At 71.4% G+C, this 22,779-nt stretch carries 20 protein-coding genes; 5 read left to right on the top strand and 15 right to left on the bottom strand.

Annotation, left to right across the window (positions count from 1 at the left end; all coding sequences use genetic code 11):
* Nucleotides 1-28: 28 nt before the first annotated feature.
* Nucleotides 29-667, bottom strand: a complete 639-nt coding sequence (locus AB0M59_RS22450; RefSeq protein WP_364617842.1) for a DUF6801 domain-containing protein — start codon at nt 665-667, stop codon at nt 29-31.
* Nucleotides 668-1,100: 433 nt separating this feature from the next.
* Here AB0M59_RS22450 and AB0M59_RS22455 point away from each other — a divergent pair, with 433 nt between their 5' ends.
* Nucleotides 1,101-1,973, top strand: a complete 873-nt coding sequence (locus AB0M59_RS22455) for a hypothetical protein (RefSeq protein ID WP_364618098.1) — start codon at nt 1,101-1,103, stop codon at nt 1,971-1,973.
* Between the two features lie 46 nt (nt 1,974-2,019).
* Here AB0M59_RS22455 and AB0M59_RS22460 read toward each other — a convergent pair whose 3' ends face one another.
* The 13 genes from AB0M59_RS22460 to AB0M59_RS22520 form a co-directional block, all read right to left on the bottom strand.
* On the bottom strand, nt 2,020-2,664 hold the full coding sequence (locus tag AB0M59_RS22460) for a hypothetical protein (RefSeq protein ID WP_364617844.1): 645 nt from the start codon (nt 2,662-2,664) through the stop codon (nt 2,020-2,022).
* A 67-nt stretch (nt 2,665-2,731) separates the two neighbouring features.
* Nucleotides 2,732-3,634 carry a hypothetical protein gene (locus AB0M59_RS22465; protein ID WP_364617846.1) on the bottom strand — a complete coding sequence of 301 codons (903 nt, stop codon included), beginning with the start codon at nt 3,632-3,634 and terminating at the stop codon, nt 2,732-2,734.
* A complete protein-coding gene (locus AB0M59_RS22470; RefSeq protein WP_364617848.1) occupies nt 3,631-4,134 on the bottom strand; it encodes a hypothetical protein in 504 nt (167 codons plus the stop codon). Before AB0M59_RS22470 ends, AB0M59_RS22465 begins: the two co-directional genes overlap by 4 nt.
* The gene (locus AB0M59_RS22475) at nt 4,122-5,321 is read right to left on the bottom strand and encodes an MlaD family protein (RefSeq protein WP_364617850.1); all 1,200 of its coding nucleotides are present in this window, start codon (nt 5,319-5,321) and stop codon (nt 4,122-4,124) included. Before AB0M59_RS22475 ends, AB0M59_RS22470 begins: the two co-directional genes overlap by 13 nt.
* Nucleotides 5,321-6,382 (bottom strand): MCE family protein, encoded by a 1,062-nt coding sequence (locus tag AB0M59_RS22480; protein WP_364617852.1) that lies wholly within the window; start codon nt 6,380-6,382, stop codon nt 5,321-5,323. The genes AB0M59_RS22475 and AB0M59_RS22480 overlap by 1 nt, the downstream gene beginning before the upstream one ends.
* On the bottom strand, nt 6,379-7,416 hold the full coding sequence (locus tag AB0M59_RS22485) for an MCE family protein (protein WP_364617854.1): 1,038 nt from the start codon (nt 7,414-7,416) through the stop codon (nt 6,379-6,381). Before AB0M59_RS22485 ends, AB0M59_RS22480 begins: the two co-directional genes overlap by 4 nt.
* Entirely contained in the window at nt 7,413-8,396 is a 984-nt protein-coding gene (locus AB0M59_RS22490; RefSeq protein WP_364617856.1) for an MCE family protein, read from the bottom strand. Before AB0M59_RS22490 ends, AB0M59_RS22485 begins: the two co-directional genes overlap by 4 nt.
* The gene (locus tag AB0M59_RS22495; RefSeq protein ID WP_364617858.1) at nt 8,393-9,397 is read right to left on the bottom strand and encodes an MCE family protein; all 1,005 of its coding nucleotides are present in this window, start codon (nt 9,395-9,397) and stop codon (nt 8,393-8,395) included. Before AB0M59_RS22495 ends, AB0M59_RS22490 begins: the two co-directional genes overlap by 4 nt.
* On the bottom strand, nt 9,394-10,668 hold the full coding sequence (locus tag AB0M59_RS22500) for an MCE family protein (protein WP_364617860.1): 1,275 nt from the start codon (nt 10,666-10,668) through the stop codon (nt 9,394-9,396). The genes AB0M59_RS22495 and AB0M59_RS22500 overlap by 4 nt, the downstream gene beginning before the upstream one ends.
* Nucleotides 10,665-11,516: an ABC transporter permease gene (locus AB0M59_RS22505; protein WP_364617862.1), complete on the bottom strand. Its 852-nt coding sequence runs from the start codon at nt 11,514-11,516 to the stop codon at nt 10,665-10,667. Before AB0M59_RS22505 ends, AB0M59_RS22500 begins: the two co-directional genes overlap by 4 nt.
* A 2-nt stretch (nt 11,517-11,518) precedes the next feature.
* On the bottom strand, nt 11,519-12,313 hold the full coding sequence (locus AB0M59_RS22510; protein WP_364617864.1) for an ABC transporter permease: 795 nt from the start codon (nt 12,311-12,313) through the stop codon (nt 11,519-11,521).
* A 373-nt stretch (nt 12,314-12,686) separates the two neighbouring features.
* On the bottom strand, nt 12,687-13,679 hold the full coding sequence (locus AB0M59_RS22515) for an LLM class flavin-dependent oxidoreductase (protein ID WP_364617866.1): 993 nt from the start codon (nt 13,677-13,679) through the stop codon (nt 12,687-12,689).
* 8 nt (nt 13,680-13,687) lie between these two features.
* Nucleotides 13,688-15,076 (bottom strand): FAD-dependent monooxygenase, encoded by a 1,389-nt coding sequence (locus tag AB0M59_RS22520; protein ID WP_364617868.1) that lies wholly within the window; start codon nt 15,074-15,076, stop codon nt 13,688-13,690.
* Nucleotides 15,077-15,137: 61 nt separating this feature from the next.
* Between AB0M59_RS22520 and AB0M59_RS22525 the strand changes: the two genes are divergently transcribed.
* From AB0M59_RS22525 to AB0M59_RS22535, 3 genes are all read left to right on the top strand, one after another.
* Entirely contained in the window at nt 15,138-15,341 is a 204-nt protein-coding gene (locus AB0M59_RS22525; RefSeq protein ID WP_155545168.1) for a helix-turn-helix domain-containing protein, read from the top strand.
* A gap of 4 nt (nt 15,342-15,345) precedes the next feature.
* Nucleotides 15,346-15,813: a Clp protease N-terminal domain-containing protein gene (locus AB0M59_RS22530; protein ID WP_364617870.1), complete on the top strand. Its 468-nt coding sequence runs from the start codon at nt 15,346-15,348 to the stop codon at nt 15,811-15,813.
* A gap of 77 nt (nt 15,814-15,890) precedes the next feature.
* Complete coding sequence (locus AB0M59_RS22535; protein ID WP_364618100.1) at nt 15,891-19,655, top strand: hypothetical protein; 3,765 nt, start codon at nt 15,891-15,893, stop codon at nt 19,653-19,655.
* A gap of 293 nt (nt 19,656-19,948) precedes the next feature.
* Here the strand turns inward: AB0M59_RS22535 and AB0M59_RS22540 are convergent, their stop codons facing one another.
* A complete protein-coding gene (locus AB0M59_RS22540) occupies nt 19,949-22,066 on the bottom strand; it encodes an ATP-binding domain-containing protein (protein WP_364617872.1) in 2,118 nt (705 codons plus the stop codon).
* 123 nt (nt 22,067-22,189) lie between these two features.
* On the opposite strand from AB0M59_RS22540, the gene rsmD reads away from it, so the two are divergent.
* The gene (rsmD, locus tag AB0M59_RS22545; protein ID WP_364617874.1) at nt 22,190-22,747 is read left to right on the top strand and encodes a 16S rRNA (guanine(966)-N(2))-methyltransferase RsmD; all 558 of its coding nucleotides are present in this window, start codon (nt 22,190-22,192) and stop codon (nt 22,745-22,747) included.
* The last annotated feature ends 32 nt before the right edge of the window (nt 22,748-22,779 follow it).

Consider the following 22,779-nt stretch of genomic DNA (forward strand, 5'->3'; position numbering starts at 1 on the left):
GGGGACGGGCCCGCACCGGGACGACCGGTCAGGTGACGGGGATGCTCGGGCTGAACGCGGTGTTCTGCGCCGGGTTCGTCACCTTGAGGGTGCAGTTCATCGTCCACGGCGACCACGCGCCCGTCGACTTCTTGTGGAACTCCAGGTTCGCCGACAGCCCGCTCGTCAGCGACAGCGTGGCGCTGCCCGCGGTGGCCGGAGCGGTCCACGTCGGGATGCTGGACGTCGCGACCTGCGAGATGTTCACCGTGATCGGCCCGCCGGTGGGGTAGATGACCTCCGGGATGTTCAGCCCGGTGGCCGCCGGCTGCGACAGCGTGCCGGCGTCCACGGTCACCGGGACCGTCGCGATGCCGCGGATGCCGTCGTAGCCGACCGCGGTCAGCAGCGCGTGGACGGTCGCGCTGATCGTGGCGGAGCCACCGACGTTGTCGGGCGTGACGGAGCTGCCCGCCGCGACCGAGTCGGGGGCGTCCAGGTGCGCGGTGATCGCGACCGGCTGCGGCGAGATGCCGGGGAAGGTGCAGTTGTAGGTGATGCCCGCCGTGCCCCCGGCGGTGTAGGTGGCGGTGGCGGCGGCCGCGGTGCCCGCGGTGAGCACCGCGATGGCGCCGATCGCGGTCGCGGTCGTGGCGAAACCGGCGGACAGCCTGCTGAGTCGGGACATACCTGTCATCTCCTTTGATTCAGTTCAGTCTCGGCTTTGGCTGATCGATTGCTCGCCGCCGTGAGCCCCCATCGCGTTCACCGTCCCCTTTTGCCCCGGGCGGCGGGTCGCGATTTCATCGGCGTGCGAGGTGGAGGTCCATCTGCCGGAATCGAGGCTACTCGCCAGTTCAGTAAGGAACAAGACTTCGGGGCGGCGCGGGTGGTGCCCCGGTGGGTTCTTGTGCGCGACGGCGTAGAGCCGCGACCGGATTTGGCGGATTTTGACAAAGAACGGCCGCCGCGACGAAGCGCCGTTCGCTACGGTCTACCATTTGTGATCTTGCCGAAGCAATCCCGGATAACGAAACCGGAGAAATGAGGCTACCGTGCCGGGTACTTCCCGTTGTGGACGGGTATCACTGAAGGGCGCCGCATTCGCGGTGACGGCGGCGATGGCCGCCTCGGTGTTCGCGCAGCCGGCGTCCGCGGCCACCGTCGGCGGCGTGATCGCCTGGGGCAAGCCGGACTACGACGTCACGATCCCGCCGCCGAGCGCGCTGGACGGCGTCACCGCGGTGTCGGCGGGGAGCACGACCGCGCTGGCGCTCAAGGGCGGCGCGGTCCTCGCGTGGGGCGCGAACAACTGGGGCGCCAACGAAATCCCGGCCGCGGCGACGTCCGGAGTCAGCCAGATCGCGTCGGGCTGGGGGCACGAACTGGCCCTCAAGAACGGCAAGGTCCTGGCCTGGGGCAACAACTGGTACGGCCAGACCACGTTGCCCGCGTCCGTGAGCAGTGGTGTCATCGCGATCTCGGCGTCCAACATGCACAGCCTGGCGCTGAAGCAGGGCGGGCAGGTGGTGAGCTGGGGAACCCGGACCGACGTGCCGGCCGCCGCGCAGTCGGGCGTCACCGCGATTTCCGCGGGCGGCGACCACAACCTGGCGCTCAAGGGTGGTGGCGTGCTGGCCTGGGGCAGCAACACCTACGGTCAGGCGACGGTGCCGGCCGGGCTTTCTTCGGGTGTCACGGCGGTTTCCGCCGGGTTCTTCCACAGCCTGGCGCTCAAGGACGGCCGCGTCTACGCCTGGGGCCGCGACAACTTCCACCAGACCGAGGTGCCGCCGGAAGCGCTGTCGGACGTCGTGAGCGTCGACGCCGGGTTCAACCACAACGTCGCTCTCAAGTCCGACGGCTCGGTGGTGACCTGGGGCTCGAACCTCGTCGGTGAGACGTACTTCCCTTGGTGCGGTCCGGTGTTCGCCGTCTCGGCCGGGGACAACGACAGCTTCGCGCTGAAGGAAGACCCGAACGCGGCTTGCTGAAGCCCGGTGGGTGGCGGGCCCGCGCGGCCCGCCACCCGTGGCCGCATCAGGTGGCGTCGCTGGCCAGGTCGAGCGAAATGGTGTTGCCCGGCCCCGAAATGAGGGCGCCGAGCGCGATGTCGGCGATGAAGCAGTTGTTGAACTCGGGGATCGTGTAGGTGCCGGTCACCGTGATGGCCGGCGCGGTGATGTCGATGTCCTGCGCGGACAGCGTCAGGTCGAGCGGGGTCTTCGTCTTGCAGCTGCCCGGCACGGTCGGCAGCGGGAAGATCGGGATGATCGGGCCGGCCCAGATGTCGTAGATCTCCATGTTGGCCTTGGCCTTGGTGGTCAGGGTGCCGTCGGCGATCGTGCCGGTGGCCGGGCCGAGCGGGGTCACCTTGACCTTGGCCTTGATCCGGAAGATGCCCGACAGCAGGGAGATGTCGGCCTGGGACGGCGGCAGCGCCAGGTCCGCGCTGAGCCCGACCGAGCCGGTCTGGTCGTCGATCAGCAGGTTGCCCTTGAGCGAGCCCGGGCCGAGCTTCATGGCGCTGCCGGTCTTCTTCACCGTGGTGCTGCCGGTGACCTTGTAGGACACGGGGATCGGGATGACGTCGGCCGAGGCCGGGGTCACCGCGACCCCGGTCAGTACGACGGCCGCCGCCGACGTGAGCACGGCCATTCTCCTCAGCTGCGTTGCCACGGACATGGTTGTCCTCCTTTTGCGTTTCCCGACCGCTTCCGGGTGCTCCCGGAAACGGTGAAGTGCACCTCGTTCAGCGGGGTTCGAGTTCGGTGACGACCCAGCCGTCACCCGTGCGTTCCGCGGTCACGGAAAGCTGTGCCGCGGCGCTGTCGGTCGCATTGTTGTCAGCCCGTACGGCTGATTGATCGAGAAAGACGAGTAACCGGGCGTGACCATTCCGGAGTTCTTGCACGGCGATCGCGGAAACGCGCGAAGTGAGCACGAGTTTCTGCTCGGGTGCCTTCTGCCGGACTTGGGCGAAGAGCTTGTCGTAGGAATCCTTGGCGGACCCCCGCAACACGGCGGCGGCGGCCTTTTCGGTGACGTCGGTCTTGTCGTAGGAATAGGAGAAGATCCGGTTCATCGCGAGGGTGACGGCCGAGGTGACATCAGCGGTGGCGCCGACATCGGTGAGCGCGAGGTTGCCGGCGGCGGGGTTGCCGGCCGCCGAGTGGGCTTCGAGGGTGAACCAGACACCGGCGCCGGTGAGGACGAGGGCGGCGGCGAGGAGGAGGGCGGGGAGGCGGAGCCAGGCGTGGCGGGGCTTGGCGGGGGCTTCGGCTTCGCCTTCGGTGGGCTCGCTGTCGGCGGCTTCGGCGGACTCGGTTTCGATAGCCCGGTCGGTTTCGCGGTCGGCCCCGGCTTCGCCGGCGCCGGATCCGGCCGTGGGTGAGTCGGCGCCGGGCTCGTTCGCGGGTGAGCCGCTTTCGGGCCCGATTGCGGACGAGCCGTTCTCGGGCTGGTTCGTGGGCGAACCCGCGCCGGGCTGGTTCGCGGGTGAGCCGCTTTCGGGCCCGGTCGGGGGCAAGCCATCCCCGGCCCGGTCCGCGGCCGAGCCGTCCTCAGCCCTGGTGGCGGGCGAGCCGACCTCGGCCTCCGCCACCTCGGCCGGAGCCTCCCCGTCCCGCACCTCCACCACCTTCGCGCGGTTCATCGGGCACCCACCGGCAGCTGATCCAGCGCGCTGAGCTTCCACCCGTCCGCCGTCCGCGAGAGGGCCGCCGCGAAGCGGTTGCGCTTCACCGCCGGGGCCGTTCCTTCCTTCGCCATCGTGATCTCCACCGAAGCCAGCATCTTCGCCGTGCCCGCGTGCTCGTCCAGTTCGCTCAGCGCCGCGTCCAGGACCCGGCCCGTCGCCACCGTCGCGTTCGCGGCGAGGGTTTCCTTCGTTTTCGAGTCCGTGCGGGCCAGCTGGTCGTGCAGCGGGCCCGTCGAGGCCGACAGCCAGCGGCCCAAGCCGCCGTTCACGTCGTGGTAGTCGAGGCTGCTCAGCTCCGCCACCAGCGTCCGCCCGCTCGACAGCGCCTCGTCGCGCGCCACCCCGTACGTCAGCGACGCGTCGTGGGAAGCCGCGTACCACGACCAGCCCGACCAGCCCGCGAACACCGCCGCCGCGGCCGCCAACCCCAGGGCACCATGCTTCAGCGCAGCCACAGCATCTCCTCGAGGCTCATCGACGTCGCCTGCCCGTCGAGTGCGGTCAGCCCGCCCGGCAGCACCGGTTCCGGCACCGGCGGGTGCGGTGCGTTCTGCACGCCGCGCACCGAGCTCTCGTTCCCGTACGGCAGCGTGCACGCCGCGTCCGTGTTCAGCGGCAACGGCGAGAGGTCGTCGCTCGGCCGGTGCGGCGTCCCCTCGTAGCCCTGGACGCACGGCGGCGGGTTGTCGAAGTTCAGCACCAGCGCCATCCGCAGCGCGTCGCCGCGGGGGTTCAGCGCCGACCCCACGCCCGCCACCGCCTTCGGCAGGTTGGCGAACAATGACTCCTCCGCCGCGGTGCGGGTGCCGAACACCCGGGCCGTCGTCAGCAGGTTGGCCAGCAGGATCGGCAGCCCCGGGTCGTTCTCCTTCAGCAACGAAGAAAGCTCCGTCGCCGCCGGCGGCGCGGTGGCGATCAGCCGTCGCAGGTCCCCGTCGGACTTGGCGAGCTGCTGGGCGAAGACGCGAGCGTTGCTGCTGAACGAGCGCCACTCCGACGACGAGTCGACCTGGGTCCGCAGCACCGTCGCGCCGTCGTTGATCAGCTTCGACGTCTGCGGCAGGTTGGCGCTCGCCTCGTGCGTGAACGTCGTCGCCGAATCCATCAGCGTCTGCAGGTCCGGGCCGGCGCCGCGCAGGGCGTCGTCGAGCTCGTCGACCACCGTGCGCAGGTCCTGCGTCGGCACCGACGCGGTGAACGAGTCCAGATCCGTCAGCAGGCTGTTCACCGGCAGCGGCAACGTCGTCGACTCACGCCGGATGACCGAGCCTTCGCCGAGGTACGGCGCGTCGGCCGTGCGCGGCTGCAGGTCGACGTACTGCTCGCCGACCGCCGACCGGTTCGCCACCACCGCGCGGGAGTCCGCCGGGATGGGCGGGGCGCCGTCGTCGATCAGCAGGTCGGCCTCGGTCCCGGTGACGGTGAGCCGCAGCTCGCCGACGCGGCCGACCGCGACGCCGCGGTAGGTCACCTCACCGTTGGTGAACAGGCCGCCGCCCTCGGCCAGCTCCAGCTTCACCGAGTAGCTCCCGGACCCGAACAGCCGGCCGAGCCCGGCGTAGTTCGCGCCCACGAACGCCGTGGTGGCCAGGGCGATCACGATGAACAGCACGACCTGGACCCGCACTCTGCGCGTCAGCATCACTGGCCTCCCGAGGGGATCGGGAGCGGCGGCAGGCCCGGCGGCACGCCCTCGCCGGGCGCGGGCAGCGGCACCCCGGGCGCCGGGATCATCGACGCGTAGGCGTTGACGTAGTCGCCCTTGATCGCCGGGAGCACCGAGTCGGGGAACGGGAACGTCGGCAGCATCTGCAGCGACTTCGGCAGGTCGGCGCCGGCGTCCGCGAGCTGGCCCAGGATCGGCGCGAGCGCTCGCAGGTCGGCCACCATGTCGTCGCGGCTGCGGTCGACGACGTCGGTGGCCACCGTGGACAGCCGGTCCAGCGCCTGCAGCATCGAGACCAGCTGGGTGCGCTGGTCGGTGAGCGACTGCAGGCCGGGCGTCAGGTCGGTCAGCGCGCCGGAAACCTGTTCGTGCCGGTTCGCGAGCGTCGAGGACAGCCGGTTGAGCCCGTCGAGTGCCTCGGTGATGTCCGACCGGTGCGCGTCCAGGTCCGTCATCAGGGTGTTCACCCCGGACAGGAACGAGCGGATCTGCGCCTCGTTGCCGTCCATCACCTTCGACAGCTCTTTGTTGATGGTCTGCAGCTGGCCGATCCCGCCGCCGTTGAGCAGCAGCGAAAGGGCGCCGAAGATCTCTTCGAACTCGGGGTTGCGGTTGGTGCGGTCCAGGGTGATCGTGGCGCCGTTCGCCAGCCGTGCACCGCCCGCGTTCGGCGCTTCGCCGTCCGGCGCGGCGAGCTCGACGAACTTCTCGCCGAGGAGGCTGGACTGGCGCAGCCGCGCGACGGCCCCGGCCGGCAGCACGACGTCGCCGTTGACGTCCAGCACCGCTTCGGCCGTCCACCCGTCGCCACCCAGCCGGATCTCCCGCACCCGCCCGACCGGGACGTCGCCGACCTTGACGGCGGCCTGCGGCACGAGATCGAGGACGTCGGCGAACTGCGCGGTCACCGCGAACGGGTGGTCGCCGAGGTCGGCGCCGCCGGGCAGCGGCAGGTCGTAGACGCCCTTGAACTCGCCGCCCGAGCAACCCGCGAGGGCCAGGCACCCGATGGTCACGGCCGTGAGGATCCGCTTCATCGCCCACCTCCCTCGTTGGTGTAGACGTCGCCGGTGGCCGGCAGCGGCATCGGCGGGTAGTACTCGAGGACGTTGTCGCGGCCCATCAGCCGCCCGGTCGCCGGGTCGATCGCGTTGAGGACGTTCGACACCGCCAGCGGCACCCCGTCGAGCGTCTCGGCCAGCGACTGGCGCTGCTCGACGAGCGTGTGCGTCGTCGTCACCAGGTTGTCCACATTGGACTTGATGGCGCCGCGGTTGTCGCGGATGAACGCCTGGACGTCGCCGAGCGCCTGGCCGAGGCTGGCGAGGGCGTGGGCCAGCTCGCCGCTGTTGGCGGCCAGCGTCCCGGAGATCTGCGACAGCTGCTGGTTGACCCCGCTGACCTGCTGGTCGTTGGTGGCGAGCATGGTCGTGAACCGCTGCAGCTCGTCGACGGTGCCGAACAGGTCGCCCGAGTTGCCGGCCAGCGTCCGGGCGAGCTGGGCGAAGTTGCGGACGCTGTCGTTGAACGCCTGCCCGTTGCCCTGCAGGTTCTGCGCGCCGGTCTTGAGCAGGTCCGACAGCGCGCCCTGGGAGTTGGCGCCGTTCGGGCCGAGTGCCTTCGACAGCGTGTCGAGGCTGGCGTAGAGCTGGTCGAGCTCCACCGGGGTGGCGGTCCGCTGCGCCGGGATGGACGCGCCGTTCTTCAGCCGCGGCCCGCCGCGGGCCGGCTTGGCGAACTGGACGTACCGGTCGGCGACGACGCTGGGGGCGATCACCAGCACCGTGGTGTCCTCGGCGATGCCGACCGAGCCGTCGACGGTCATGTCCACCTGCACCTGCTCGCCGCGCGGGGTGACCGAGTCGACCTGGCCGATGCGGACGCCGAGCACGCGGACGTCGGAGCCGGAGTAGACGCCGACCGCGCGGGAGAAGAACGCCGTGACATGGTGCTGGCCGCTACCCGAGAACACCCACCACAGGGCGGCGGTCACGACCAGCGCGAGCAGGATCGCGGCGGCGACGAACCGGGTGGTCAGGACCCCGGCGCGGGTCGTGGTCAGCGCGCTCACTTGGTGCCTCCCGGCGCGGTGCAGGGGTCGTGGTTCTCCGGCAGCAGGCCGCAGAGGTAGGTGTCGATCCAGCGGCCGTTGCCGGTGGTGTTGGTGACCACGCGGAAGTACGGCCCGGCCAGCTGCAGGCCCCGGGTGAGGTTGTCGTTCTGCCGCTGCAGCAGGTCGGTCACCTGGGACAGCGACTGCAGCGCCTTCTTGAGCGGGTCCGAGTTCTCCGCGACGAGGCCGCGGAGCTGGTCGGCCAGCCGCGCCGAGCCGGTGAGCAGGTCGTGGATCGCGTCGCGGCGGCGGTTCAGCTCGGTCAGCAGCAGGTTGCCGTCGTCGATCAGCTTCTCGAAGTCCTCGTTGGAGTTCGCCAGCGTCGTGGTCAGCTTCCGCGCGTTGGCCAGCAGCTCGGCGATCTCACCGTCGCGGCTGGAGACCGTCTTGGACAGCTGGGACAGCCCGTCGAGCGCGCTGCGGACGTGCTCGGGGGAGTTGCGGAAGGTGTCGGACAGCGTGGTGAAGCTGTCCGCGAGCTGCTTGGTGTCGATCGCGCCGACCGTGTCGGCCAGGCCGTTGAACGCGTCGGTGACGTCGTAGGGCGTGACCGTCCGGGTGCGCGGGATCGCCTGGTCCGGGTCCTGCACGCCGTCGCCGGTCGGGTTCAGCGCGAGGAACTTGCGGCCCAGCAACGTCTTGATCTTGATGTCGGCGGTCGTGCGGTCGCCGATCCACGCGTCCTTGACCCGGAAGGACACGAGGACGTGGTCGTCGGCCAGCTCGACGTCGCGGACCTCGCCGACCTTGATGCCGGCGATCCGGACCTCGTCGTCCGCCTGCAGGCCGGCGGCCTCGGAGAACTCGGCCTCGTAAGTGGTGCCACCGCCGACGATCGGCAGGTTGTCGTAGTTGAACGTGACGGTGAGCAGCGCGGCCAGCGCGACGCTGCCGACCACGCCGAGGGCGATCGGGTTGCGCTCCTTGAAGGACTTCACGAGTCGCACCTCGCCGTCGGGACGTACACGCCGCGCGGGGGTGTGGTCTGGAGGGTGGCGCGGCAGAGGAAGAAGTTCATCCACGTGCCGTACGAGGCGACGCGACCGATTTCGGTGAACTTGACCGGGAGGTTCGTCAGGAAGCTGTCCACTTCGGACTGGTTCTGCGCGAGCGTGCCGGCCACCGTCTGCAGCCCGGCGATGCTCTCCTTCAGCGGCGGGCGCGCCTGCTCGAACAGGCCTGCGGTGGACTGCGTCAGGTCACCGATCCCGCTGATCGCGTCGCCGATCGCGGCGCGGTCGCCGGCCAGGCCGGACACCAGCTGCCGCAGCGTGGACACCAGGTTCGCGAGCGCGTCACCCTTGCCGTTGACGGTCTTGAGCACCGAGTTGAGGTTGCCGATCACCTCGCCGATCACCTTGTCGCGCCCGGCGAGGGTGGTGGTCAGCGAACCGGTGTGGGCCAGCAGGCTTTCGACGGTGCCGCCTTCGCCCTGCAGCACCTGGACGATCTCGCCGGAGAGCTCGTTGACGTCGTTCGGCGACAGCGCCTGGAACAACGGCTTGAAGCCGTTGAACAGGTCGGTGAGGTCCAGGGCGGGGGTCGTGCGGTCGAGCGGGATCTCGCCGCCCACGGGCAGCTGGTCCCGGGTGCCGGTGGTGCCGCGCTCGAGGGCGATGTAGCGCTGTCCCACCATGTTGCGGTACTTGATGACCGCGTGGACGTCGGCGGGCAGCCGGCGGCCCTGGTCGAGGGAGAACCCGACCAGCGCCCGGTTGTGGTCGCTGATGTCGAGGGACTCGACCTGGCCGATCCGGACGCCGGAGATGCGCACGTCGTCACCGGCGTTGAGCGAGGTGGCGTCGAGGAACTTCGCTGTGTACCGCTCGGTCGAGCCGACGCCGGAGTTCGTGATGGACACGGCCAGCAGCGTCGTCGCCAGTGCGGTGATGACGATGAAGATCAAGCTCTTGATGAGCGGGGAGGCGATGTTCCTCACTTGAGCTTCACCTCCGTGCCGCGGTAGAGCGGCCCGACGAGCACGCTGCTCCACTCCGGGACCTGCGCGGCCGGGACGCCGATCGACGGCGCGACCAGCGTGGCCAGCAGCTGCTCCTCCTGCGGCGAGTTCGCGACGCCGAGGTCGCCCTGGCCGCCGGTGAGCAGCGGGTGGCCGGTGCTGCCGGGGGTCGCGGCCGCGGTGCCGGTGGTCGGGGCGACGCCGGAGGGGTAGCAGCGCGGCTCGCCGCCGCCGGTGAAGCGCGGGTCGTCGCGGCCGGGCAGGTACTTGCCGCTGTCGGCGGTCACCGAGACTTCGGCGTGCAGGCCCGGCTCCTTGCGTTCGACCCCGAGGACCTTGTCCATGGATCCCTTCAGGGCGCTCAGCGAACTGATGGTGCAGGCGAAGCTGGGGGAGTACTTCGCGGCGATTTCGAGCGGTGCGCGGCTGTCGGCGGCCAGGGCGATGAGGTTGTCGCGGTTGTTCTGCAGGAAGGTCGTGACCTCCTGGGACGACGACGTCACCTGCTGGTAGACCCCGGCGAGGTCGGCCTGCTTTTCCTTGACCGTGCTCAGCGTGACGGCCGAGGAGGTGAGCGCGTCGAGCAGGTCGGGGGCGATGTCGCCGTAGAGGTGCGAAACCGTGGCCAGGTCGCGGATGTCCTTGGTGAACGCCGGCAGGTCGGGGTTGAAGTCCTTCAGGTAGTCCGCCGCGGTGCCGATCGTCTGCCCGAGCTGTTCGCCGCGGCCCTGCAGCGCTGTGGACACCGCGGTCAGCGTCGTCGCGAGCTTCTGCGGCTGGACGGCTTTGAGCAGCGGCAGGAGGTTGTCGAAGACCCGTTCCAGCTCGATCGCGTTGGCCGACCGGTCCTGCTCGATGACGTCGCCGGCGCTCAGGTGCGGGGCCCGTGCGGTGTCCGGGATGGACAGCTGGACGTACCGCTCGCCGAACAGCGTCTTCGGCACGAGCAACGCGGAAACGTTGCGCGGCAGCATGTCCACTTTGCCCGGCTCCAGGGCAAGCGCTATCTCGGCGCCCTGCGGGGTAGCCCGGACTTCGCGGATCTCGCCGACGAGCACGCCGCGGGCCTTGACCTGACCACCGGGGGAGAGCTGGTTGCCGATGCGGCTCGCCTTGAGCGTTACCGGGACCGTGCTGACGAAGTCCTTGTCGTACACCTTGATCGAGAGCGTCACGAGCACGCCCATCACCACCAGGAACAGCACCCCGGCGGTGCGGATCCCGGCCTTGCGGCGGGTCTCCCGTCTCATCCGGCCACCTGCACGGTGGTCGTCGCGCCCCAGATCGCCAGGGACAGGAAGAAGTCGAGCACGCTGATCGCGACGATCGCCGTGCGCACCGCGCGGCCGACCGCCACGCCGACGCCCGCCGGGCCGCCGCTCGCGCGGAAGCCGTAGTAGCAGTGGGCCAGGACCACGACGACGCTGAAGACGAGCACCTTCCCGAACGACCACAGGACGTCGCCGGGCGGGAGGAACAGCAGGAAGTAGTGGTCGTAGGTGCCCGCGGACTGCCCGAAGAACCACACGGTGACCTGCCGCGAAGCGAGGTAGCTCGACAGCAGGCCGATCGCGTAGAGCGGGATGACGGCGAGGAAGCCGGCGATCACCCGCGTCGTCACCAGGTACGGGACGCTGGGGATGCCCATGACCTCGAGGGCGTCGATCTCCTCGGAGATCCGCATCGCGCCGAGCTGAGCGGTGAAGCCGCAGCCGACGGTGGCGGACAACGCGAGCCCGCTCACGAGCGGCGCGATCTCGCGGGTGTTGAAGTAGGCGGAGACGAACCCGGCGAACGCCGACGTCCCGACCTGGTTGAGCGCGGAGTAGCCCTGCAGGCCGACGACCGTGCCGGTGGCGACGGTCATCCCGATCATCACGCCGATCGTGCCGCCGATGACGGCGAGCGCGCCGCTGCCGAAGCTGACCTCGGCCAGCAGGCGGACGACCTCGCGCAGGTAGCGGCGCAGCGCCCGCGGCGTCCACGCGATCGCGCGGAGGAAGAACAGGATCTGGTCGCCGAGGGTGTCGAGGAAACCGAACCGCCGGTCGACGGCTTCGCGCACGCGCGCGGACTTGGGGACTTCCGTGGTCGTCACGATCAGCTCCCCTTGGGCGGCACGAGTTGCAGGTAGACGGTGGTGAGCACGAGGTTCAGCACGAACAGCAGCAGGAACGTGATGACCACGGACTGGTTGACGGCGTCGCCGACACCCTTCGGGCCGCCCTTGGGGTTCAGCCCGCGGTAGGCGGCGACCACCCCGGCGACGAAGCCGAAGATGATGGCCTTGACCTCGCTGATCCACAGGTCGGGCAGCTGGGCCAGGGCCGAGAAGCTGGCCAGGTACGCCCCCGGCGTCCCGTGCTGCATGATCACGTTGAAGAAATAACCGCCGAGCACGCCAACGACGCTCACCATGCCGTTCAGGAAGACCGCCACACCCATGGCGGCGAGCACCCGCGGCACGATCAGCCGCTGGACGGGCGAGACGCCGAGGACCTCCATGGCGTCGATCTCTTCGCGGATGGTGCGCGAGCCCAGATCGGCGCACATCGCGCTGCCGCCGGCCCCGGCGATGAGCAGCGCGGTGACGATCGGGCTGGCCTGCTGGATGATCGCGAGGACACTGGCCGCGCCGGTGAAGGACTGCGCGCCGATCTGCGTGGTCAGCGACCCGATGTGCAGCGCGATCACCGCGCCGAACGGGATGGAGACCAGCGCCGTCGGCAGGATCGAGACGCTCGCGATGAACCAGAACTGCTGGATCAGCTCACGCACCTGGAACGGGCGGCGGAACGTCAGCCGGACGACGTCGAGGCCGAGCCCGTAGAGCCGTCCGGTCTGCCGCAGCGCGGCGGCCCCGGGGAACGACGGCGTCGTCGTCCGTTCCGCCATTCGTGTGCCTCCCCAGCGGTTCCGACGGCACGTCGAATACACCCGAGTCGAGCAAGGGGAAATGGTCCGAACGGGGTAACATTGTCGGCCATTCACGGTCTCGGGGGACACCGTGCCGTTTCCTACTGGTCGGTACGCTAACGACGGCCCTGCTGGGAGACAAGAACTTGAGCGGGATCACGCGGTCACGGGCTGGTAACCGCGCATTTCTTGTCCGGCGCTGACAAATGGTCCGGATCTTGTTGTCAAAGAAGGAAAAGAAAATCCCGTCCCGGATGCGGGAGTGGGCCGAAGGGCACCTTTGTAGCACTGGATACGCCGAAGGGCACCTTCGTCGCGTCTCGTGGGAGGAAGGTGCCCTTCAGCTCGCTCGTCAGGACTTGAGGCCGGCCAGGAGCTCGTAGGAGCGGACGCGGTCCGCGTGGCCGTGGACCATCGTCGTGATCATCAGCTCGTTCGCGCCGGTGTCGGCCAGCAGCTGCTCGAGTCCCTTGTGGACCGTTTCCGGCGAGCCGATGATGCTCGAGCCGAACCGTTCGGCCAGGAACGCGCGGTCCATCTCCGTGTACGGGTACTCGGCCGCCTCCTCCGGCGTCGGCAGCGCGATCGGACGGCCGCGGCGCAGGCTGAGGAACGTCAGGCCGGACGGGGCGGCGAGGAACTGGGCACGCTCGTCGGTCTCCGCGGCGACCACGGACACCCCGAGCATCACGTACGGCTCGTCGAGCACGCCGGGCTGGAAGTTCTCCCGGTAGAGCTGCACCGCCGGGATCGTGTTCTCCGCGGCGAAGTGGTGCGCGAAGGAGAACGGCAGGCCGAGGCGGCCGGCCAGCTGGGCGCTGAAGCCGCTCGAACCCAGCAGCCACACCGGCGGCTGGTTGCCCTCGGCCACCACCGCGTTGACGCCGCGCGCCTCGGAGTGGGTGAAGTAGCCGATCAGCTCCTGCAGGTGCTCCGGGAAGTTCTCCGCCGACAGCCCGCCCGGGCCGCGCAGCGCCAGCGCCGTCCGCTGGTCGGTGCCCGGCGCGCGGCCGATGCCGAGGTCGATGCGGCCCGGGTGGAACGCCTCCAGGGTGCCGAACTGCTCGGCGACCACCAGCGGCGCGTGGTTGGGCAGCATGATCCCGCCCGAGCCGACGCGGATGCGCTCGGTCGCGCCGGCGACGTGGCCGATCAGCACGGCCGTCGCCGAGCTGGCGATGCCGGGCATGTTGTGGTGCTCGGCCAGCCAATAGCGGTGGTAGCCCAGCCGTTCCGCGGCGCGGGCGAGGTCCAAGGTGTTTCGCAGCGTCTCGCCGACGGTGTTCCCCTGGGAAACGGGGGACAGGTCGAGCACGGACAGCGGCACGTCAGGCAGTGAGCTCACAACCGGGGTCAACGCCCCGGTGCCGTCATTGCTTCCCGAAGCGCCGCCGGATCTCCGCCCTGCCACGCCACGACGCCGTCCGGGCGCACGAAAAGCGCCTCGGCCGGGGCTTCCGGGCAGTCCGCCGTGACGATCTTCACGTCCGGACCGGCGGCTTCCCGCAGGTCGGCGCGGTCGGTGAAGTCGAACAGCACCGGACGCGCCGCGCGCATGACCTCGGCCACGCGGGTGGCGCGGCCGCCGACGGTCAGCGGCAGATCCGGGACGTACGGCAGCTCGTCGGCGTCCCGCAGCAGCCCGGCCAGGTGCCGCGTCGCCTGCGGAAGCGCCGCCAGCTCGCCGAAGAGTGTCCGCAGCGCGTCGCCGTCCTCGCCGGTCAGGCGGTCGAGCAGGGCCTGGACGCGGGTGTGCGTCAACGTCCGCGCGGCGACCGGGTGCCGCTCCGCGTGGTAGCTGTCGAGCAGGGCCTCGTTCGCGGAACCGCGCACGACGGCGGCGAGCTTCCAGCCGAGGTTGACCGCGTCCAGCAGCCCGACGTTGAGCGACGAGCCGCCGGCCGGGAAGACGTGCGCCGCGTCGCCCGCCAGCAGCACCCGCCCGGCGCGGTAGTGCTCGGCGAGCCGGGCCGAGCTGACCGTCCGGGACAGCCACAGCGGCTCGTCCAGCGGCAGGTCGGTCCCGAGCACGCGCCGCACGGCGTCGCGGAACTCGCCGAGCGTCGGCTCGCCGGCCGGCTCCGATGACACCTCAGTCACCTCCCGGACGCCGGCGATCACGACGCCCGGCGTCAGCGAGGTCACCAGCACCCGGCCGCCGGGCCGGCGGTTCCAGCCCCGCACCAGGCCCGGCACCGTCGTGAACAGGCCGGCGTCGGCCCGGAAGTGCCCGAGGCGCATCAGCTCGTCGTCGGTGGTGCCGGGGAACCCGATCCCGGCCAGCTCGCGGACGCGGCTGTGCGCGCCGTCGCAGCCGGCGACGTACTTCGCCGCCAGGCGATAGGAGCCGTCCGGGCCGCGGACGGTGTCGAGGTCGACCAGCTCGTGACCCCGCCGGATCTCCGCGCCGAGCTCGGTCGCGCGGGCGGCCAGCAGGGCTTCCATCCGCGGCTGCTGCAGCATGAGCCCGCGCATCGGCGAGTCCAGTCCGGTGAAGGTCAACGGCACCGGCCCGAACGGGAACCCGGGGAACGGCCCGGCGAAGCCCGCCTCGGCCCGGAACACCTCCAGCAGGCCCCGGTGGTCGAGCTGCTCGACGATCCGGCCGCCGAGCCCGTTCGCCCGCGGCCGCTCGTCCGGCGTGGCCCGGCGGTCGAGCACCACCACCTCGGCCCCGCCGAGCCGCAGCTCCGCCGCCAGCATGAGGCCCACCGGGCCCGCACCGATCACCGCGACATCCATGACTTCCTCCCAGGTGTCAGTTTGAACTGACGGATGAGATGTCAGGCTAAACTGACGGACCATGGAAGCGGAAGAGCTTTCGGGGCGGATCTCGGAAACCGACCCCGCGGTCGCGCTGCGGGCGGTCGGCGCGCTGCACCGGCTCGCCGAGCAGGTCGAGGCGGCCGCCGTCGCGCACGCGAGGGAGCGCGGCTGGTCGTGGGAGCAGATCGGGGACGCCCTCGGCGTCGCCCGCCAGTCCGTGCACGCGAAGTACGGGAAGTGAGGCCGTGGTGCTCGACCGGCTGATCGCCAAGAGCCCGTTCGCCGTCGTGGTGACGGCGGCCCTGGAGGAGTCCCGCCGCCGCGGCGACCGGCGCCTCGGTACCGAGCACCTGCTGCTCGGCCTGCTCCACGACCCGGACAGCGCCCGGGCCCTCGGCAAGACTGTCGACGAGGCCCGCGCGGCCCTCGATCGCCTCGATCGCGCGGCCTTGGCGGCGCTCGGCATCGAGGTGGAAGGACTACGGCCGGCCGAGGTTCCGGTGAAGCGCGGCCGGTTGTCGCCGGGCGCATTGACGTCGACCGCCCGCGCGGTCGTCAACGAAGCCATCCGCGGAAGGCCGCGGGAACCGGCCGAACTGCTGCGGGCGCTGCTGAAGGTGACCCCGCCCGATCCGGCCGCCGACTTGCTCGCGGAGCTGGGCGTCGACGCCGAAGCCGTCCACCGGCGGCTGGTTTCGCCGAACGAACCCTGACGCGGCGCGGCACCCGATACGGTTGGGGACAAACCGGCGGACAAAAGGGAGGACGGGTGCCGCGTCCGGAACGACCCTTGGATCCCGGAGACGATCCGCTGATCGAATTCGCGGCCGATCTCCGGCGTTTGAGGGAGAGTGCTGGGAATCCGACGTACCGCGAGCTCGGCCGGCGCGCGCACTACTCGGCCGGGACGCTTTCCGAGGCCGCCGGCGGACGCAAACTCCCCAGCCTGGCCGTGACTCTGGCCTACGTCCGGGCCTGCGGCGGGGTTCCCGGCGAATGGGAAGAGCGCTGGCACGCCGTGGCCGACGGCTCACGCCGCGACGGTGACGATTCACCACCCGAGCCGGAAACCGGGGAAAAGCCGCCGTATGTCGGCCTGAGCGCATTCGGGCCCGCCGACGCGAGCCGATTCTTCGGCCGGGAACGCTTGGTCGAAAAGCTCGTCGGCCGGCTTTCGAGACAGCGTTTTCTCGCCGTCCTCGGCGCGTCCGGTTCGGGGAAGTCCTCATTGCTGCGCGCCGGCCTGCTGCCGTCGGTGAAGGACCCGGTGGTGCTGCTCACCCCGGGCGCCCGGCCGCTGCAGGAGTGCGCCGTGAAGTTCGCGGCCGCGCTCGGCCTCGCGCCCGGCGCGCTGCTCGACGACTTCGCCGCGCACCCGCGCAACCTCGGGCTGGCGGCCCGGCAGCTGGCCGAAGCCGAGGACACGGACGTCGTGGTGGTCGTGGACCAGTTCGAAGAGGTCTTCACGCTCTGCCAGGACGACGAGGAGCGCACGCGGTTCCTCGGCGCGCTCGTCACCGCCACCACCGAACCCGGCAGCCGCACCCGGGTCGTCCTCGGCATCCGCACCGACTTCTACACCCACTGCGCGCGGCACGCGGACCTCGCCGAAGCCATGCAGGACGCGCAGGTCCTCGTCGGCCCGATGACCACCGAGGAGCTCCGGCAGGCGATCTCGCGGCCCGCGGTCGACGCCGGGTACCGCGTCGAGAACGCCCTGGTCTCGCGGCTCGTCGCGGACGCCACCGGCCGGCCCGGCGTGCTGCCGCTGCTCTCGCACGCGTTGCTCGAAACGTGGCGGCGCCGGCGCGGCACCACGCTCACGCTGGCCGGGTACGAGGCAGGCGGCGGCATCGAGCGGTCGGTCGCGCAGACGTCGGAAGGCACCTTCGCGACGCTCTCGGCGCGTCAGCAGCGGCTGGCCCGGCAGATCTTCCTCCGGATGACCGCGCTCGGCGAAGGCACCGAAGACACCAAACGCCGGATCAGCCGGGCCGAGCTCGACACCGAAGACGAGGACACCGCCGTCGTGCTCGGCGAGCTGGCCGCGGCGCGCCTGGTCACCCTCGACGACACCGGCATCGAGATCACCCACGAAGCCCTCATCCGCGGCTGGCCGCGGCTGCGCGAGTGGCTCACCGAGGACCGCGAAGGCCTGCGTGTGCACCGGCAGCTCACCGAGGCGACCGACGCCTGGGAGTCGGTCGAGGAGGACCCCGGCTGGCTCTACCGCGGCACCCGGCTGGCCATCGCGCGGGAGTGGGCCGCGCGCCAGGACACCGCGCTTTCCCAGCGGGAACGACGGTTCCTCGACGCGAGCCTCGCCGTCGAGCACGCCGAGCAGGAGCGCGACCGGCGTCGCACGCGGCGGCTGCGGCAGCTCGTCGCGCTGCTCGCCGTGCTGCTGGTCGTCGCCGTCGCGGCCACCGCGTACGCCGTGCGCGCCGAGAGCACGGCCACCGACCAGCGCAACAGCGCGCTCGCCCAGAAGGTCGCCGGCCAGGCGCTGGCCATGCGCGCGACCAACCCCGCGCTGGCCGCGCAGCTCGCGCTCGCCGCGTACCGGCTCGACCCGAGCGCCGACGCGCGCAGCAGCGTGCTCGGCATGTTCGCGACGCCGTATTCGACCCGCGTCACCGGGCACACCGGCCGGGTCAACACCGTCGCCCTCCGCCCCGACGGCCAGGTTCTCGCCACCGCCAGCTGGGACGGCACGGCGCGGCTGTGGGACGTCCACGACCGCCACCACCCGGTGCCACTCGGCGTCCTCACCGGGCACACCGGCAACGTCAACAACGTCGCCTTCAGCGCCGACGGCCGGACCGTCGCCACCGCCGGTTTCGACGGCACCGTCCGAATCTGGGACGTCGGCGACCCGGCCCGGCCGGGTCCCGGGATCGTCGTCGAGCAGCACGAAGGAAAGTCCTACGCGGTCGCGTTCAGCCCGGTGGGTCGGCTGCTGGCGACCGGCGACGTCGCCGGCACGCTCCGGCTGTACGACACCACCGACCCGGCCCACCCGCGGCCGGCGGGGGAGCTGACCGGGCACACGTCGTACGTCAACAACCTCGCCTTCAGCCGCGATGGCCGGCTGCTCGCGTCCGCGTCGGCCGACAAGACCGCGCGCGTCTGGGACGTCGCCTCGCGACGTCAGCTCGGCGTCGCGACCGGGCACACCGACGTCGTGCATTCGGTCGCGTTCAGCCTCGACGGGCGCACCCTCGCCACGGCGAGCCAGGATCAGACCGCGCGGCTGTGGGACGTCACCGATCCGGCCGCGCCGGTACAGCTGTCCTCGCTCGGCGCGCACAAGGCGATCGTGCGGTCGGTCGCGTTCAGCCCGGACGGCCACACGCTGGCCACGACCGGCTTCGACCGCACGGCGCGGATGTGGGACGTCGCCGACCCGCGGCAGCCGCGCGAGCTGGCGTCCCTGCCCGGGCACACCGGCGCGATCGGCTCCGCGGTGTTCACCCGCGACGGCCGCACCCTCGCCACGGCCAGCGACGACCAGACCGCCCGGCTCTGGGACCTGCCCGGTCCGGCGATTCCCGCCCACACGGCGCAGGCGTGCCGCGCCGCGTTCGGCCGCGGGGTGCTCGCCACCGGCGGCTACGACAAGGCGGTGCGGCTGCACGACCTCGCCGACCCGGCCGCGCCCCGGACCGTCGCCACCGTCGGCGGCTTCGGCGACGCGGTCTGCGGCGTCGCGATCAGCCCGGACGGCCGGACGCTGGCCACCGGCAGCTGGGACCACACGATGTCGCTGCGGGACATCACCGACCCCGTGCACCCCGGGCCGCCGGTGGTGTTCTCGCGGCCGCACGACGACATCGACGCGGTCGCGTTCAGCCCCGACGGCAAGCTGCTCGCCACCGCGGGCGACGGTCACACGGCCCGGCTCTGGGACCTCGCCGACCGCCTGCACCCGGTCGAGATCGCGAAGCTCGAAGGCCACGACGACGACGTCCACACGCTCGCCTTCAGCCCGGACGGCAGGACGCTGGCCAGCGCGGGCTGGGACCACACCGCGCGGCTGTGGGACGTGTCGGCGCCCCGGTCCCCGCGGCCGCTTTCGAAGCTCGAAGGGCACACGGACACGATCTTCTCGGTCGCGTTCAGCCCCGACGGCCGGACACTGGCGACCGCCGGCGCCGACCGCGTGATCCGCCTGTGGGACGTCACCGACCCCGCCGCCGCGCACGGCTCGGCGGTCCTCGCCGGGCACACCGACATCGTCATGTCGGTGTCCTTCAGCGGCGACGGCCGCGTGCTGGCCTCCGGCAGCTACGACCGCACGGTCCGGCTGTGGGACGTCGCCCGGCGCGAGCCGTCCGCGGTGCTGCCCGAGGAGGGCGACCGGGTCTACGCCGTGCAGTACGCCCCGGACGGCCATACGCTGGTGGGAACCGTCGCGGACGGCACGGTCCGGTTCGCCGAGACCGACCCCGGCCGGGCGGCGGCGAGGATCTGCGTGGTCGCGGCGCCCCGGATCACGCCGGCGGAGTGGTCGGCGAACCTCCCCGGCATCGACTACGCCCCGCCCTGCCCATAACGAGTTGTCCGGCGTTGTTGTTCGGTGCCGGCGCGCGGACACCGAACAACTTTTGTCCACTAGACATGCCCTCGGGCGAGCTTCGTCCCACGAGACGTTTCATCACCGGGGGTCTGAAGGGCCCCTTCAAGGGCACGGGAACCCTGCCTCCCGCCCCTCGAAGGGGCCCTTCAGCGTGTCCGCCCCGGGTCGGCACCAGCGCCCCAATGTGGCCTTGGTTGCGTTCACCGCACCCAAGGGGCCCTTCGGTGCGTTGAGCGCACCGAAGGCCACATTGGGGCGCTTTCCCCGGGTCAGCCGGCCGGGATCCAGTCCGGGTTCGAGGCCAGCACGATCAGCTGCTGCGTCGCCCGGGTCAGCGCCACGTACAGCACCCGCCGCCCCGTCGTCGACTCGGTGATCAGGTCGTTCGGCTCCACGAGCACCACCGCGTCGTACTCCAGGCCCTTCGAATCCAGGCTGCCGACGACCTTCAGCCGCTCGTCCGCCTGCCCCGACACCCAGCCCGTGACCTCCGGCACCCGGTCCATCGCCGTGATGACGCCGACTGTGCCCTCGACCTCGCCCAGCAGCTCCTTCACCGCCGCCTGCGTCGCGGACGCCAGGCCCGCCGCCTCCACCGGGCGGACCTCCGGCTCCACGCCCGTCTTGCGCACGGCCACCGGCAGCTCGCCCGACTCCGCGTGCCCGGCTACCACCTTCGCCGCGAGGTCGAAGATCTCCGCCGAGTTCCGGTAGTTCGTCCGCAGCGTGAACCGCCGCCGCGCGGTCTTCACCCCGAACGCCTGGTCGCGTGCCTGGGCCGCCTCCGCCGGGTCCGGCCACGAGCTCTGCACCGGGTCGCCGACGACCGTCCAGCTCGCGTACTTGCCGCGCCGGCCGACCATCCGCCACTGCATCGGCGAGAGGTCCTGCGACTCGTCGACGACCACGTGCGAGTACTCGTCGTAGTGCTCCGGGCGGGTCGGGGAGCCGCCGGACCGCTGCGGCTCCACCTCGATCACCTGACGGCGCTTGCGCTTCGGCGGCGGCCCGATCAGCACGCGCAGCTCGTCGAGCAGCGCGACGTCCGCGATCGACCAGCCCCGCGACCGGTCCGCGAAGTCCGCCGCCAGCAGCGAGATCTCCTGCCGGTTCAAGACGCCCTTCGACACCGAGGCGAGCCGCTTCTCCTCGCCCAGCCACTTCAGGATCTGCGCCGGGTACAGCACCGGCCACCACACCACCAGGAACCGGTGGAAGTCGATCCGTTCACCCAGGTCGGTGATCAGCTCCGCCCGGTCGAACGGCTTGCCGTCGGCCTTCGCGTATCCCTCGGCCTTCGTCGCGAGCGCGTCGAGCAGCATGTCGGCCGCCCGGATCCGCGACCGGTTCGGCGGCGCGCCCTGGGTGTGGGCCTTGCGGCGGACCTTCTCGAGCTCCCGCGCGTTCAGCTTCAGGACTTCGCCGCGGTAGACGATCCGCATCTCCTCCGGCGCCTCCGGCGGGGTGTCCCGCAGCGCCCGCAGCAGGATCTTCCGCATCCGCAGCGACCCCTTGATCGCGGCCAGCGGCGCCGCGTCCTGCCGCGTCGCCTCCAGGCCGTCGAGGACCTCGCCGAGCGCGCGCAGTTCGACGTTCGTCTCCCCCATCGAGGGGAGGACGCGCGAGATGTAGCTGGTGAACACGCCGGACGGCCCGATCACGAGCACGCCGGCCCCGCCCAGCTGACGGCGGTAGCGGTACAGCAGGTAGGCCGCGCGGTGCAGCGCGACCGCGGTCTTGCCGGTGCCCGGGCCGCCGGTGATCTCGGTGACGCCGCGCCACGGCGCCCGGATGACCTCGTCCTGCTCCTTCTGGATGGTCGCGACGATGTCGCGCATCTTCTCGCCGCGCGACCGCCCCAGCGCGGCCATCAGCGCGCCTTCGCCGACGATCTGCATGTCCTCGGGCACGGCGTCGGCGATCAGCACGTCGTCGTCGACGTCGAGGACGTTCTGGCCGGAGCAGCGGATCACGCGCCGCCGCACGACGTCCATCGGTTCCTCGGCCGTGGCCTGGTAGAACGCGGCCGCGGCCGGCGCTCGCCAGTCCGTCACGAGGTTGTCGAACTCGGCGTCGCGGATGCCGAGCCGGCCGACGTAGGTGCGTTCGGCGTCCTCGAGGTGGTCGAGCCGGCCGAAGACGAGCCCCTCGTACTCGGCGTCGAGCGTCTGGAGCGTCTGGTTGGCGTGGTACACCATCATGTCGCGCTCGAACAGCATCGACGCTTGCTCGAAGATCGCCTCGCGCTGCGCGCCCTGGCCGATTTCGTAGCCCTTGGTCCGCATCGCCTCGGCTTGGGCACGCAGTTCGTCCAGACGGGTGTACACGCGATCGACGTGGGCTTGTTCGATGGCGATCTCGGCCCGTCTGACCCGAGGTTCCGACACGCATGGCTCCTTGACAGCTCTGGATCGCCTCCGAGGGCGAAGAACGACTCTACGCGTTGAGTGCGGCGGGTTCATCCATGTCCCGGCCTTCAGTGCTTCGTGTCATCCCCGCACAATCGGGGGGTGACCAGGATCGTGGCCGGGACGGCGGGCGGGCGGCGGCTGAAGGTGCCCCCGAAGGGCACCCGGCCGACGTCGGAGCGCGTGCGAGAGGCCCTGTTCAACGCCCTGGAGACGGCGGGCGAGCTGGACGGCGCCCACGTCCTCGACCTCTACGCCGGTTCCGGCGCCCTCGGTCTCGAAGCGCTTTCCCGCGGTGCGGCGGACGCGCTGTTCGTCGAGGCCGACCGGCGCGCGGTGGACGTCCTGCGCGGCAACGTCGCGGCGGTGGGCCTGGGCGGCACGGTCCGCGCCGGCCAGGTCGAGGCGGTGGTCGCGGCGCCCGCGCCCCGGCCGTACGACCTGGTGCTGGCCGACCCGCCCTACGCCGTGGACGCGGCCGCGCTCGGCAAGGTGCTGGCGTCGCTGGCGACGGGCGGCTGGCTGGGGGAGAGCGCGCTGGTCGTGGTCGAACGCGCGGCCCGCGACGGCGAGCCGGACTGGCCGGCTGGCTTCGAGCCCTCGCGCGCGAAGAAGTACGGCGACACGGCGGTCTTCTGGGCGGACTACGGCACTTCGTGACGTGGGCCACGCGCGGCAGAGCGGGCGCCGCG

It is taken from the genome of Amycolatopsis sp. NPDC051371 (assembly GCF_040682155.1).
Lineage (GTDB): Bacteria > Actinomycetota > Actinomycetes > Mycobacteriales > Pseudonocardiaceae > Amycolatopsis.

Coding starts and splice junctions, on each gene's coding strand:
- AB0M59_RS22450 (WP_364617842.1), bottom strand. CDS start 667: ATGTCCCGACTCAGCAGGCTGTCCGCCGGTTTCGCCACGACCGCGACC.
- AB0M59_RS22455 (WP_364618098.1), top strand. CDS start 1,101: ATGGCCGCCTCGGTGTTCGCGCAGCCGGCGTCCGCGGCCACCGTCGGC.
- AB0M59_RS22460 (WP_364617844.1), bottom strand. CDS start 2,664: ATGTCCGTGGCAACGCAGCTGAGGAGAATGGCCGTGCTCACGTCGGCG.
- AB0M59_RS22465 (WP_364617846.1), bottom strand. CDS start 3,634: ATGAACCGCGCGAAGGTGGTGGAGGTGCGGGACGGGGAGGCTCCGGCC.
- AB0M59_RS22475 (WP_364617850.1), bottom strand. CDS start 5,321: ATGCTGACGCGCAGAGTGCGGGTCCAGGTCGTGCTGTTCATCGTGATC.
- AB0M59_RS22480 (WP_364617852.1), bottom strand. CDS start 6,382: ATGAAGCGGATCCTCACGGCCGTGACCATCGGGTGCCTGGCCCTCGCG.
- AB0M59_RS22500 (WP_364617860.1), bottom strand. CDS start 10,668: ATGAGACGGGAGACCCGCCGCAAGGCCGGGATCCGCACCGCCGGGGTG.
- AB0M59_RS22510 (WP_364617864.1), bottom strand. CDS start 12,313: ATGGCGGAACGGACGACGACGCCGTCGTTCCCCGGGGCCGCCGCGCTG.
- AB0M59_RS22520 (WP_364617868.1), bottom strand. CDS start 15,076: ATGGATGTCGCGGTGATCGGTGCGGGCCCGGTGGGCCTCATGCTGGCG.
- AB0M59_RS22525 (WP_155545168.1), top strand. CDS start 15,138: ATGGAAGCGGAAGAGCTTTCGGGGCGGATCTCGGAAACCGACCCCGCG.